Source organism: Cerasibacillus terrae, assembly GCF_008039555.1.
GTDB classification, from domain to species: Bacteria; Bacillota; Bacilli; order Bacillales; family Amphibacillaceae; genus Cerasibacillus; species Cerasibacillus terrae.
Window position 1 is genome coordinate 58,129 of sequence record NZ_VDUW01000011.1, and the last position, 12,375, is coordinate 70,503.

Here is a 12,375-nt window from a genome sequence, read left to right on the forward strand (position 1 = left end):
AGGAGGGGTGCAACAATGACAAAACAAAAGGGTAAGATTCAAACGCTCATAGAAATATTATTATCCTCAACAAAGTTAGGGTTCACTTCATTCGGAGGACCCGTTGCTCATTTGGCATACTTTAAAGACGAATACATTGATCGCCGGAAATGGCTAGATGATAAGACATATGCGGATATCATTGCATTATGCCAATTTCTACCCGGACCAGCAAGCAGTCAAGTAGGTATATCAATCGGTATGTTACGTGGAGGGCTACTTGGGGGACTAGTCTCATGGTTCGGATTCACCGTCCCATCGATTATTGTGTTAATCATATTTGCCCTCATGTATCAAACATTCTCATTAGAAGATGCGATTTTTATACACAGCTTAAAGATCGTTGCTGCGGCGGTCGTCCTACATGCGTTAATCGGATTAGGGAAAAAACTAACTCCTGATAAACCCCGGTTAGCAATTGCTATCGTAGCTGCTGCTATCATGTTATTGTATCCTTCCGCATGGATGCAGATTATCATTATTTTAGGTGCTGGATTACTAGGTTTAACATTATTTAAAGAAAAAGCCGAATCAAACGTTCAGCCATTTTCCATCAATATTTCAAAAAAGCTTGGTTTGACCTCTTTAGGTATTTTAATCAGTTTACTTATTTTACTGCCCATCATGAATAAAGCATCAGATAATCCGTTGATTCATATTTTTGATATCTTTTTTAGGGTTGGCTCTCTCGTATTTGGTGGGGGACATGTTGTATTACCGATGATTGAGCGAGAAGTAGTACCCACAGGTTTATTATCAGCAAATGAATTTTTAGCCGGTTACGGTATGGCACAAGCCGTACCAGGACCATTATTTACCTTTTCTAGTTACCTTGGAACGATGATGGAAGGGATAGTTGGAGCAATTGTAGCAACAATAGGTATCTTTCTTCCATCATTTCTATTCATCATTGCAGCACTACCTTTCTTAAATGAATTACGTCAGCGACGAAGCTTCCAGGGCATCTTAATGGGAGTAAATGCTAGTGTTGTAGGTATTCTATTAGCTGCATTTTATGACCCAGTGCTTAACAGTTCCATTTTTAGTCCAGCTGACTTTGCCTTAGGTGTCATCTTGTTTGGTTTGTTAAATATATGGAAAGTACCAGCATGGTTGATTGTTATAATAGGGATTACAGGTGGTTATATCATACAATTGATAACATTTTAATCGTAGAATACACCCTAGTATATTAAAAAATGTCCAAATTCGTAGTGTTAGATACATCAATCCATTGAGTTAATTGGATCATAAAAATAAGCTTAGAGGTCATCTAAGCTTATCTTTATGATTACAGTACTTTTGATAAAAAAGCCTGGGTTCTTTCGTTTTGTGGATTATCAAATAGTTCAGCTGGGGTTCCTTGTTCGACGATAAAACCTTCATCCATAAAGATAACACGATCAGCAACTTCCTTGGCGAAGCCCATTTCATGTGTCACGATGGTCATTGTCATTCCTTCTTCAGCCAAATTTTGCATGACCTGAAGAACTTCACCGACCATTTCTGGGTCTAGAGCCGAAGTAGGTTCATCAAATAACATGATGTGAGGTTCCATCGCTAAAGCACGAGCCATGGCTACCCGTTGTTTTTGCCCACCAGATAACTTATCCGGATAGACATCTCCTTTGTCTACTAATCCAACTTTTTCAAGAAGCTGTGTTCCTATTTTTTTTGCTTCAGATTGCGATTTCCCTTTTAAGCGTTTTGGTCCAAGCGTAATGTTTTCCATTACTGTCATGTGAGGGAAAAGGTTAAATTGTTGGAATACCATTCCCAGTCTTTGGCGCAATTCATTAATATTCGTTTTGGAATCAGTAAGTTTATCTCCTTCAATAAAAATATCTCCAGCCGTTGGTTCTTCTAATAGATTCATGCAACGTAAAAGTGTACTCTTTCCCGAACCGGAAGGGCCAATGACACAAACTACTTCTTGTTCGTTAACATTCATATTTATATCTTTAAGAACCTCTAATTTACCAAATGACTTTTTCAGATGATTTACTTCGATCATTTTCATGCTACATCTAATCTCCTTTCAAGCCAGCGTGAGAGTAGTGTTAATGAATAAATAATAACAAAATACAGAACTCCAACTGCAAATAATATTTCAAAAGCATGGAAATTAGCAGCATAAATCGATTGACCAGATAATGTTAGCTCAGCTAAACCTATCGCGGAAAGGAGTGATGTATCTTTAATACTTACTATAAATTGATTGACGAATGCGGGAATCATGCGACGTATTGCTTGAGGCAAAATAATTAAACGCATGGTTTGTCCATAAGAAAAACCAAGTGATCTTCCAGCTTCCATTTGCCCTTTATCAATAGAATTGATCCCAGCACGGAAAATTTCTACTAAATAGGCTGCGGCATTGACCGTAATCGCAATAACACCTGCGGAAAATGCTGTTAGACTAATATCAATTACACTTGGCAAACCAAAATAAATAAATAATATTTGAACGAGTAACGGTGTTCCACGAATAATATCAACAAAAACGGTTGAAATCATTCGCAAAACTTTACTCTTCGTTATACTAAATACACCAAGTACCAGTCCAATAACCATGGCAAGAATAAGTGATATGACCGTTACTTCTATTGTTACTCCCATCCCTTTTAATAGAGTGGGTAATCCATCTAGAATAATATTTATTGTTTCCATTATGCTTGGCATCCCTCTTCCTTTTTAGGAAAGGTGTAACAAACTATGCCACACCTTTATATTAAATCACAATTGTTTATGCTACTGATTACTCAGAAAAATATTTATTATACAACTCGTCAAACTCGCCGCTATCTTTTAGCTTTTGAAGTCCATTATTCATTTTTTCGACTAGTCCCTCGCTACCTTTAGAAATGGCAATTCCATAATCTTCGCTTGGATATTTATCGCCAACGATTCGAAGCTCAGAATCTTCCCCATCTTGGTTAATTTTATAAGCAACACTAGGATAATCATTAATGACAACATCAGCATTATCATTCTCTAATTCCATATACATGGTGGCATCATCCTGAAGTTTAGTGACCTCGCCATTATATTTTTCAGCAAGTTCGTTGGCTAATTCTAAACTGGATGTTCCTTGTTTTGCAACAATTGTTTTTCCTTCTAAGTCTGCTTCTCCTTCAATAGCACTATCTTTTAAAGTAACTAAAGATAGACCAGATTCAAAATATGGATTGGAGAAGTTAACTACTTCCAGACGATCCTCTCTTATTCCAATAGCCGATACAGCTGCATCTACTTGATTCGCTTGAAGTGCTGGGATAATACCATCAAATTTCATGATTTTCCAATTAACAGTTAAGTCTTTTTTCTCAGCAATCGCTTCCACTATTTCCACATCAAAACCAGTCAATTCTTCATCTACTTTATATTCAAATGGTGGATAGTCTTGCACCACTGCAACTGTGATTTCTTCTTTTGTTTCACCCGAAGATTCACTATTTACTTCATCTTCTCCACATCCCGCTAATGCAAGTGCAATGATACCAACCAAAGCAATCATTACAATTTTATTCACAAATGTGGTTTTCTTTTGTTTTATATTCATTAAAAAATAGGCCCCCTGCAAAAATGTATTTTTTCAAACAATATTTTTTATTATATCGATATATTCACACATTTGAAAATTGGTATAAACACGATATTAGGCGATATACATACATATTGTAAGATTATTCCTATTAATCTGTATAACTTGTACAAATCCTTCTAGAGAGTTAGATATACTGTCATATCCTCTGATATTAGTTTTTGAAAGTGTTGGGAGAAGGAAGGAAGGTATATCCCATCGGCAAGTAATTTCATCGAGAGCTCCATAAACCAAAAGAGAAGAACGTTCTAAATTTGTGTAAATATATAAGAAAACAGCTGAGCTAAAAGAATATATACAGATACATATCACTTTCTATTACCCAAAAATTACTAATAAAAAAATTATAATTACAAATTGTGTTTCTTATAAAATTATGCTAATATGAAGCGTAATTTAATATCAATCATACCTCGTATAATCCTAGTAATATGGGCTGGGAGTTTCTACAGAGTAACCGTAAATTACTCTACTATGGACGGTGCTGCATGCCAAAAAGCCGTTTTTTACGAAGGGCTTTTTTTGTTTTTTCTAAGCACCTTTCATGTTCAGGGGAGAGAGGAAGTTAACAACATGGAGATAATTAAAGACATCCTTGCAGCAATAAGTGGTGTACTTAACGGGTTGCCACAAGGATTACTTGCTATGACATTCGGTTTTGCATCTGTTCCTACAGCCCTTGCTTTCATTATCGGAGCATTTGGGAACACCCTGACAAATAGTGTTGCAGTTATTTCATTTCAGGCAGAAACCATTACCGTAGCTGGTACAATGGGGAAAAACATCAGAGAAAGATTATCGATGATTTTCTTCGGTGCACTTATTATGCTTATTATCGGATTATTTGGTTTGATGGAAGCAATTATTGCTTGGATCGGACCAGTAATTACTAACGGCATGATGGCAGGTGTAGGAATTATGCTTTCCAAAGTCGCCTGGGACATGTCAAAGAAAGACCGAGTCGTTGGAATTTCATCCTTAATTAGTGCACTGATTGTTTATATGGCAACGAAAGACCTCGTCTACACGATTACCATATCCGTTATTTTATCCAGTGTTATTTACTACTTTATTGAAAAAGATAAAACAGGTGTTACAGAAAATGTAAAAGAGGACAGGTTTAAACTACAAAAATTAATCTTTACCCCCACGGTTATTCGTGGAGCACTTGCTATGGCATGTTTAAACATTGGCGCCAACATAGCTTTCGGAAGAATTAATGCAGATATTGCCGATGCGAATGTTAACGTAGATACCATCACAATCATTAGTAGTATGGCAGATATGGCTTCTGCATTATTTGGAGGCGGACCAGTAGAGGTTGTTATATCTGCTACCGCAAGCGCACCACACGCCGTATTAGCCGGTGTGATTATGATGGTAATCATGGCTATCATTTTATTTTTAAAACTCTTACCGAAGATTGGTAAATATGTACCAAGTGCCTCTATCGTAGGTTTCCTATTTGTCTTAGGTGCGATTGTTACACTACCTGGGAATGCTGAAGCTGCACTTACTGGAGATACGCCTGGATCAAGTCTTATTGGTGGTATAACAATGGTTGTGACCGCAATTGCTGACCCATTCTTGGGTATGCTTGCAGGCGTCATCATGCAATTTCTAATAGGAATTTTTGGATTTTAAAACAGTGGAGGGATAAACATGAAAGCCTATGAATTAAATGTTGCCGGTGTCAAACGACAATTACCGATTATCGCGATAAATGAACATATAAAAATCGCAAGTTTTGTTATATTGGGTGACACGGAATTAGTAACTGCTGCAGCACCAGTATTAGCGGAAAAACTACCAGAAGTAGATATACTAGTGACAGCAGAAGCAAAAGGAATCCCGTTCGTTTATGAACTTTCGAAAGTATTAAAGATGAAACGCTATGTAGTAGCGAGAAAAAGTATCAAATCGTATATGAGAAACCCATTAACACATGAAGTAAATTCCATTACAACACAAAAAGTCCAGACCTTATATCTAGATAAACAAGATGTTGAACTCCTTCGCGGGAAACGTGTAGCATTAATTGATGATGTGATTAGCACGGGAGAGTCCATTCAAGCCCTTGAAAAACTTGTTCAAAAAGCTGGCGGAAATGTTGTCGCAAAAGCAGCAATACTAGCTGAGGGAGATTCAGCGATGAGAGATGATATCCTGTTTTTAGAAAAATTGCCGATTTTTAAATGAAAGTTGTTAAAAGAACATAACTTTGAGTCTGAAAACCAATCCTTGTAGAAAAAATCTTTAAAGGATTGGTTTTTTTAAAATGAGATAAGAAAATCTCTTAATTGAACCCATTGCTAAAAATGAAGCTAAAAAGAACCTCATCGAAAACAAAAGATAATGAAAAAACAGCCGACATTGATTATTTGCTGTCTATCTCTTTTTTGTTTTGCTTACATCAAGATGGAATACACTTATTTTATAATCTCTAATAGGCTTTCTAATTTATTTATTTCATACGTAGGTTTTAAAGATGTATTATTTTCCTTTTGCTTAGGATTGAACCAACAAGTATCCATACCATAGTTTATTCCACCTTGAATATCAGATGTCAACGAATCACCCACCATTAGCACGTTGGATTTATTTGTAATCTTTAGCTTATTAAAAGCATAATCAAAAATTCCTGTGTGTGGTTTTTGGTATCCAGTAGATTCAGAGATAACAATATGTTCAAATATACCTTTTAATGGGGAATTACTAATTCTTGATGTTTGTACATCGGTGTAACCATTCGTAATAATTGCTAAGCGCTTTTGCGACAGACCCCTAATAACTATTTCAGCTCCTTGAACGAGGTGTGTTTGTTCTCCAAGAATCTTTAAATAATCTTGATTGAATACAACTGCGTCCATTTCAAGTTTGTGTTCTAAAAATAATCTCCGAAATCTCTCTGAACCTAGTTCAACAAGGCCTATTTTTTCTTTTTCTAAATCTCTCCACAATACTTTACTAATTTCCTGGTAACTCTTTTCATATAGCTTTAAGCCATTTGATAGATTATATTTATTAAAGACTTTATGAAAAGCTATTCGCTCTGACTTAGTAAAATCGAAAAGCGTGTCATCCATATCAAAAAATAGAATATCGTAATACTTCATATTATCCCACTACTTTCAAATTATTTTAAAGATACTTAAAAGTATTTTACTTCCTATCGTAAATCGTTTATATTCCTTGAAAATATTGTTTAGTTTAGTGTTGACATACTAGCATCCAAGTATTAAAAACAGAATGCATTGACCATACCACCATCATGGGTTTCCTAAATACACTCACCTATCTTTTCATTTCCTAAATTATTTATTCGTTGACACTATATTTTCCCAATCCTATTTCTATTAAAGATTTCTTAAAATCTCCTGTTCTCCAATATATTGTTGGTTCTTTTGATATATTCCAAGTACCAAATTCTATATTAATCGGTGTATAAATATCATATTCAATATTTGCAGACTGTCTTTCTTTATATTCTACTATTTTTAACATAAAAAAACATCCTTCTATGGCTTATATAAAGCGTGCTTTGTTCCATTTGGGTGTACCCAAAACTTTCCACCATCTACTGCTAATTCAAATGATTTCGGTATTTTTGTACCTCCATAAAGTGGTTGAGTAATTTTAATATTTTCCCACACTATAACATCATATTCTTTTCGTAATTTGATTAGCTCTTCCTGTTCGGTGGTTCGATTATCTTTTTCTTCAAAAGAACCAGATGCATGATGTTGGCGAATAAATCAAGACTTAAACTACATAATTAATAAGGAAGAATAATCATAAAATACTTATTACTATTTACCTACCGGGGGCACAAAGAAATCGAAACTATTTAACTATTTAAAATTTATACAGGAGTGATAATATTAAAAAACGAGAGGGTGTAATAGCTGAGTAACTTTAGGTGGAAGTTGTTTTCAATGTTTGTCATAAGTATTACTATTTTTGGAGTAATGGTAAGTACTGTTTCGGCGAGCACGTCTGAAGATGGAGAGAGTAATGCTAATGAGGAAGATTATACGAAACTTGGGGCAGGAGTGAAGGTGAAGGGGGAGTTATCAGAGGTAGAGTATAATACTGCAAATGACTTAGAGTGTGTAGCTTGTGGTGTTCCGAAGTATAAAGTAATAAAAAAGTCTAGTCCTAAAAAGAAAAAACGATTTGTTAGGTATTTAACAGGTTCTTGGGCAAAATCGGATGGTTATATATGGAGTAAATCACAAAATGCCAGTGCAACTCTTTCTGCTAATGTAGGACTTTCTGCTAAGAGTGTGTCGTCAAGTATAGGAGTGTCTAACACCGTCACAACAACATATAGTGTTGCGATTTCTATACCTGCAAATAAAAAAAGCTTGAGTAAATTAGCCTTTTATAGTGATTATAATAGAAGATTAATCACGACTAAGTTAAACGTATATCCACATACAGTAAAGAAAGGATACCACTATGCACCTCGTAAGGATACTTATTTACAGGTTGTCTATAAATAAATATTAAAAAGCTATCTTATATGTACGAGTAAAATAATTTTTTGAGGATGGATTGTTTCGCATAAAAAAGTGAGCTGGGGAATCTTTGAATAGGATATGTCCAGCTCTTTTTTAGTTTTTAATAAAGACTAGTTATAAAAGAACATTTTTTATGTGAGAATAAAATATAATATAATGAACATTCTTTTTCATAAATAATTAAAGTCATAAACACATTGGAGGAAAATTAGTGAGAAGGAGACAAATTTTATATGTAGTTTTAAGTGTAGTAATTATAATTACAACTTTAATTTTTGTAATAAATTATAAATTCAATCAAACGGACAAGGAAGTTGCTATTTATAATAATCAAGTTGAACTTTTATTTGGAAAGAATTTTATTAGTCATGTTATGGATGACGGACAAAGTATGACATTCAATATATTTGGGGTGCAAAAAGTAACAGATCAAGGTTCTTTAACTATGGATTTGATTGCCAGTATGGAACTGGATAATCCTCAGTTGGAAATCGTTAATTATGATTTGTCGCTAGGAGAAACATATGAAGAGTATCAATTTTTTAATATTTTAACTAAAATAAAAATAGATAGTGATGACATTGAAGAGGCAAACAATTTAATCATAAATTTTAAAAGTAATGGTAAGAAAACGTATGATATTGGAAAGATAATACTAAAGAATAATAAGGGGTATACGAATGGCCGTATTCAACCTAAAGGGGAATATACTGTGGGATATCCGGATTTCAGTCTAGATTTCAAGTTGATAAGTGATCAAAATGTAAGTATTACAAAGGTAGCTGATTTGACAGGATTATTTTCTCATGAGTTTGATGAACAGATACAAATAACAAAGGATGAACCTAAACACTTTGATGTTTCCTCCTTCAAAGTTGAAAAGGAAAATTTTGATTTCTATACAGTAACACCTATTCTTCACTATAAGGTTGGTAAGAAAGAATATCTATATAATCTGCCTAGTGTGTTATACGGTATTATGGGGTCAGAAATTGAGTTAATAAAGAGAATTATTGATGCGAATGAATAAACAAAATTTCATAATGGGTTAGAACAAACCAAAGTATTTTACTGGAAAGATGGCGCATGTCTTGGATATGCAATTTTAGGATTGGATCATATGGGTTATGAAGAGAGTCACTTAATTGTGGCTCTTTTTTTGTGTTTAAAAGAGGGGGAGAAAGGAAAATGAATAAGAGTGAAATGAAAAGGGTAATTGCAGACTTAAAGAAAGAGATTAAGGCATTAAAAGCACGTTGAAAGTATGGATCAGTTTGGTATGTCAACACTAAACTGAACAAACTTTTTAAGGAACACAAACTTGTTTATGGCATTCGAATTTTAACTCTTTGTTGGAAATAGTGCGCGAATATTGTCACTTGACTTTGAGCCTCTGCGAGTATGATTTCCATGCCATGCTGCCTGCTAATTTAAAACTATGCTGGCATGCCACAAAAAGGCTATCACACCCGCCATTCCAAGTAAAGTGGGCGCTTCGATACTAGTTCGTGTTCACTTCTGCCTGGAGTTTTTGCTTGTATTCCTTTGGTGTTAAATAATCCAATGAGCCGTGAATTCGAATATTATTAAACCAGTTTACGTAATCAAATAACTCTAACTCAAGTTCTTTTTGGCTTGAGAACACTCTTCCATTAACGAACTCTGTTTTAATCGTTTTAAACGTTGCTTCAGCTACTGCGTTGTCATAAGGTGTACCTTTATCACTTAATGATCTTTCAATCCCAAACGCGTCTAATGCTTCATCGATAAGCTTGTTTTTAAACTCACTTCCACGGTCCGTGTGGAATAACTCAAGGCGGTTTAGATTGTATGGAACGGTTGAAATGCTTTTTGAACCAGTTCAGCGTTCTTATAAGGGCCAGCACTGTGACCAATGACTTCCCGGTTAAATAAATCTACCAGTACGCAGATATAATGCCATTTTTGTTGTAAGTGTAACCTATCCAGACATCGACATTCAGGAGTTAATTGAGGTGGAGTAGCCTCTCGTCATAGTAATCGCCCTTTTGTACGTCAAAGTTGCGAAAAATTTAAAAGGCAGGGGGAAAGCAAAGGTATAGTATTGGAGAATATAGAGGGTGGTAACTGATGGTTTTATAATTACTTTTTGGATAGGTTACACTTAGTTGGACAGATTCGTTAAGGTCATATAAACTTGATTCATTAAAGGTCGGAGGAGAATCAATAATGACTAGAAAACCAAGAAGGTCATTTACAAAAGAGTTTAAAGAACAAATCGTTCAGCTGCACTTATCTGGTAAAACAAGAAGTGAAATCATCAAAGAATATGAACTTACACCATCGTCCTTTGATAGGTGGGTTCGCCAACATCGTGCATCTGGTTCTTTTGAAGAAAAAGACAATCGAACCCCCGAACAGGAAGAGCTAATCATATTACGTAAAGAAAACCAAAGGCTTGCTATGGAAAATGATATTTGCAATTGTTGGACTTCTTTCCGAAGTTTAATTAACTCGATTTCCTCTGGAGAGCGATTATCCTTTTCTTTGAATGAACCAGAGTTAGCATATTGTTTCACCCAGCGATCAAATGTAGATGGACTTAAATCATATTCTTTAATAATTTCTTGACGTGGTTTTTCGTTCTCATATAATAAGACCATCTGTTTTTTAAATTCAGCTGTAAAGGTCCGACGTTTTCGTCTTGTCATTAAAATCACTCCACGATTACAAATGTTTTATTAAGTGTAACGGACCTTATCTTGACTGTCCAACTAAGTGTAACCCCTATCCATCATTTTTGTGTATTAATATATTCTCTAATTAGTTTCACATCACTTTCTCTCTTTTCATCAGGGGAAATTCCTAACTTTTTATACTTCCATATAATTAATCTTTCATAATGATTATAATTATTTTCTTCCTCTAATAAAGTATAATCAAATTCAATATCAAACTTTCCAGTAGAATATAACTCAAATGTTAAATTATTCCAAGGTTCTTGCTTATTTCTTTTAAATTCTTCCCATAACTCTCTAAAGATACTGTCAAGAAGGTTTAATTGACGATCAGTCTCTTCTTCATCAATCCCTTCCATATCTTCAATATCTAAGCTGTATATCGGTTCCTGCCTATTTTTAGGATAGTAGAAAAACACCGTTGAATCACTATATTCATCAACTTCTGAATATACCATTACTTTTTTCCATGGTTCTGGAATAATATTGTTTAGCTGCATAGCTACTTTTTGATAAATACTTTCCAAGTTCTCTGTATTCATTTACTTTCCTCTCTCGTGTCTTTTCTTATAATTAGAGTAAATACTATAGGATATAAATTATTGTTCTTGCGGTATAGTAAGCACCTAAAAATATTAACAAGGGTTTTATAAACTTTTTATTCTCTTTTTTATAAACAACAATTATAGAAATTGAAAATATAAGAGGTAACCATACAAACCAAAAAATAAAATCGTTAAAAATAGTTTCTAAAATTTTAATCATTCCTTCGAAACAATGAATTAATTAATAAACACTATGTTTTGAATTTGCTTCCTTGATGCAAGTATAATTCATATGTGCATATACAGCTCCATATACATTTTTCAAACTAGCTTTAAATTTTTCTCCATCAATTCTATATTTTATATTAAAGCTAACAGGCCTTACAGAATTCCCCTCATATACAGGTCTAATATCAACAATAACTTCCCGCTTATCTCTTAAAGCTTTTGCCCAAGCAAATTCCAATTTTTTATAAGCACTTACATTAACATTACCATTCATCGCAACTATATTATCAATAAGCGGAGATCCATTAAATTGTGTACCGATTAAATGTCCGCCATGATCTCCTTGAGTACTAGGAGCTTTAACTCGGTCTTCCCCTCCAGCAGCTAACTGATGCTTACTATTACGTTCTCCTATCTCTAACGTTAATTCTCCAGAAGCTCTCTCAATTCGTCCCAATTCATCTGTTTGATATAGATATCCATTCGTTTCATATTTTACATTAGGTTTCAATTTAAATTCATCTAAAAAGTGACTACCATCTTTAATTACATCAACAGCCTTACTAGTATTACCCTTAGAACCCTTCACCGCAAACATCTGCGGTTTAACCTCACTAAGAGGTTTCATCTCCATTCCAAAGGTATTGATATCGGTTGAATTGGTCGCAAGTTTTTCCCTATAAAAAACAGGAACCTTCGTCTTGCCTAATGCGGTTTTG

12 protein-coding genes, 4 pseudogenes and 1 riboswitch are annotated in these 12,375 nt (G+C 34.4%); of the genes and pseudogenes, 6 read left to right on the top strand and 10 right to left on the bottom strand.

The genetic code is table 11. The annotated features are described in order from the left end of the window. Positions 1–15 precede the first annotated feature (15 nt). A complete protein-coding gene (gene chrA, locus FHP05_RS13175) occupies positions 16–1,209 on the top strand; it encodes a chromate efflux transporter (RefSeq protein ID WP_147669063.1) in 1,194 nt (397 codons plus the stop codon). Between the two features lie 121 nt (positions 1,210–1,330). Here chrA and FHP05_RS13180 read toward each other — a convergent pair whose 3' ends face one another. The 3 genes from FHP05_RS13180 to FHP05_RS13190 all read right to left on the bottom strand — a co-directional run bounded on the left by FHP05_RS13180 (position 1,331) and on the right by FHP05_RS13190 (position 3,601). Then, positions 1,331–2,053, bottom strand: coding sequence for an amino acid ABC transporter ATP-binding protein (locus FHP05_RS13180; protein ID WP_147669091.1), 723 nt, complete (start codon positions 2,051–2,053; stop codon positions 1,331–1,333). 2 nt (positions 2,054–2,055) lie between these two features. Beyond that, positions 2,056–2,709, bottom strand: a complete 654-nt coding sequence (locus tag FHP05_RS13185; protein WP_147669066.1) for an amino acid ABC transporter permease — start codon at positions 2,707–2,709, stop codon at positions 2,056–2,058. Positions 2,710–2,797: 88 nt separating this feature from the next. Next, positions 2,798–3,601, bottom strand: a complete 804-nt coding sequence (locus FHP05_RS13190; RefSeq protein WP_147669068.1) for a transporter substrate-binding domain-containing protein — start codon at positions 3,599–3,601, stop codon at positions 2,798–2,800. 435 nt (positions 3,602–4,036) lie between these two features. Continuing rightward, positions 4,037–4,138, top strand: a riboswitch (purine riboswitch). Positions 4,139–4,216: 78 nt separating this feature from the next. On the opposite strand from FHP05_RS13190, the gene FHP05_RS13195 reads away from it, so the two are divergent. Together FHP05_RS13195 and FHP05_RS13200 are read left to right on the top strand one after the other, a co-directional pair. After that, complete coding sequence (locus FHP05_RS13195) at positions 4,217–5,287, top strand: SulP family inorganic anion transporter (protein WP_147669070.1); 1,071 nt, start codon at positions 4,217–4,219, stop codon at positions 5,285–5,287. A gap of 18 nt (positions 5,288–5,305) precedes the next feature. Beyond that, positions 5,306–5,842, top strand: a complete 537-nt coding sequence (locus FHP05_RS13200) for a phosphoribosyltransferase family protein (protein WP_147669071.1) — start codon at positions 5,306–5,308, stop codon at positions 5,840–5,842. A gap of 230 nt (positions 5,843–6,072) precedes the next feature. Here the strand turns inward: FHP05_RS13200 and FHP05_RS13205 are convergent, their stop codons facing one another. From FHP05_RS13205 to FHP05_RS15780, 3 genes and pseudogenes are all read right to left on the bottom strand, one after another. Next, the gene (locus FHP05_RS13205; protein WP_147669072.1) at positions 6,073–6,759 is read right to left on the bottom strand and encodes a YjjG family noncanonical pyrimidine nucleotidase; all 687 of its coding nucleotides are present in this window, start codon (positions 6,757–6,759) and stop codon (positions 6,073–6,075) included. Positions 6,760–6,961: 202 nt separating this feature from the next. After that, entirely contained in the window at positions 6,962–7,147 is a 186-nt protein-coding gene (locus FHP05_RS13210) for a hypothetical protein (RefSeq protein WP_147669073.1), read from the bottom strand. A gap of 137 nt (positions 7,148–7,284) precedes the next feature. Beyond that, positions 7,285–7,398, bottom strand: a pseudogene (locus FHP05_RS15780) (IS3-like element IS655 family transposase); the annotation flags it as partial. 180 nt (positions 7,399–7,578) lie between these two features. Between FHP05_RS15780 and FHP05_RS13220 the strand changes: the two are divergent. Together FHP05_RS13220 and FHP05_RS13225 are read left to right on the top strand one after the other, a co-directional pair. After that, positions 7,579–8,148: a hypothetical protein gene (locus FHP05_RS13220; protein ID WP_147669074.1), complete on the top strand. Its 570-nt coding sequence runs from the start codon at positions 7,579–7,581 to the stop codon at positions 8,146–8,148. A 229-nt stretch (positions 8,149–8,377) separates the two neighbouring features. Continuing rightward, the gene (locus FHP05_RS13225) at positions 8,378–9,196 is read left to right on the top strand and encodes a hypothetical protein (protein WP_147669075.1); all 819 of its coding nucleotides are present in this window, start codon (positions 8,378–8,380) and stop codon (positions 9,194–9,196) included. Positions 9,197–9,667: 471 nt separating this feature from the next. Here FHP05_RS13225 and FHP05_RS13230 read toward each other — a convergent pair. Next, positions 9,668–10,134, bottom strand: a pseudogene (locus FHP05_RS13230) (transposase); the annotation flags it as partial. A 240-nt stretch (positions 10,135–10,374) separates the two neighbouring features. Here FHP05_RS13230 and FHP05_RS15400 point away from each other — a divergent pair. Then, positions 10,375–10,623, top strand: a pseudogene (locus FHP05_RS15400) (transposase); the annotation flags it as partial. A 1-nt stretch (position 10,624) separates the two neighbouring features. Here the strand turns inward: FHP05_RS15400 and FHP05_RS15600 are convergent. The 3 genes and pseudogenes from FHP05_RS15600 to FHP05_RS15605 form a co-directional block, all read right to left on the bottom strand. Further along, positions 10,625–10,856, bottom strand: a pseudogene (locus FHP05_RS15600) (transposase); the annotation flags it as partial. 83 nt (positions 10,857–10,939) lie between these two features. Beyond that, the gene (locus FHP05_RS13240) at positions 10,940–11,425 is read right to left on the bottom strand and encodes an immunity protein YezG family protein (RefSeq protein ID WP_147669079.1); all 486 of its coding nucleotides are present in this window, start codon (positions 11,423–11,425) and stop codon (positions 10,940–10,942) included. A gap of 244 nt (positions 11,426–11,669) precedes the next feature. Continuing rightward, a partial coding sequence (locus tag FHP05_RS15605; RefSeq protein ID WP_230974007.1) for a DNA/RNA non-specific endonuclease occupies positions 11,670–12,375 on the bottom strand: 706 nt, incomplete at its 5' end.

Coding starts and splice junctions, on each gene's coding strand:
- chrA (WP_147669063.1), top strand. CDS start 16: ATGACAAAACAAAAGGGTAAGATTCAAACGCTCATAGAAATATTATTA.
- FHP05_RS13180 (WP_147669091.1), bottom strand. CDS start 2,053: ATGATCGAAGTAAATCATCTGAAAAAGTCATTTGGTAAATTAGAGGTT.
- FHP05_RS13185 (WP_147669066.1), bottom strand. CDS start 2,709: ATGGAAACAATAAATATTATTCTAGATGGATTACCCACTCTATTAAAA.
- FHP05_RS13190 (WP_147669068.1), bottom strand. CDS start 3,601: ATGAATATAAAACAAAAGAAAACCACATTTGTGAATAAAATTGTAATG.
- FHP05_RS13195 (WP_147669070.1), top strand. CDS start 4,217: ATGGAGATAATTAAAGACATCCTTGCAGCAATAAGTGGTGTACTTAAC.
- FHP05_RS13200 (WP_147669071.1), top strand. CDS start 5,306: ATGAAAGCCTATGAATTAAATGTTGCCGGTGTCAAACGACAATTACCG.
- FHP05_RS13205 (WP_147669072.1), bottom strand. CDS start 6,759: ATGAAGTATTACGATATTCTATTTTTTGATATGGATGACACGCTTTTC.
- FHP05_RS13210 (WP_147669073.1), bottom strand. CDS start 7,147: ATGTTAAAAATAGTAGAATATAAAGAAAGACAGTCTGCAAATATTGAA.
- FHP05_RS13220 (WP_147669074.1), top strand. CDS start 7,579: ATGTTTGTCATAAGTATTACTATTTTTGGAGTAATGGTAAGTACTGTT.
- FHP05_RS13240 (WP_147669079.1), bottom strand. CDS start 11,425: ATGAATACAGAGAACTTGGAAAGTATTTATCAAAAAGTAGCTATGCAG.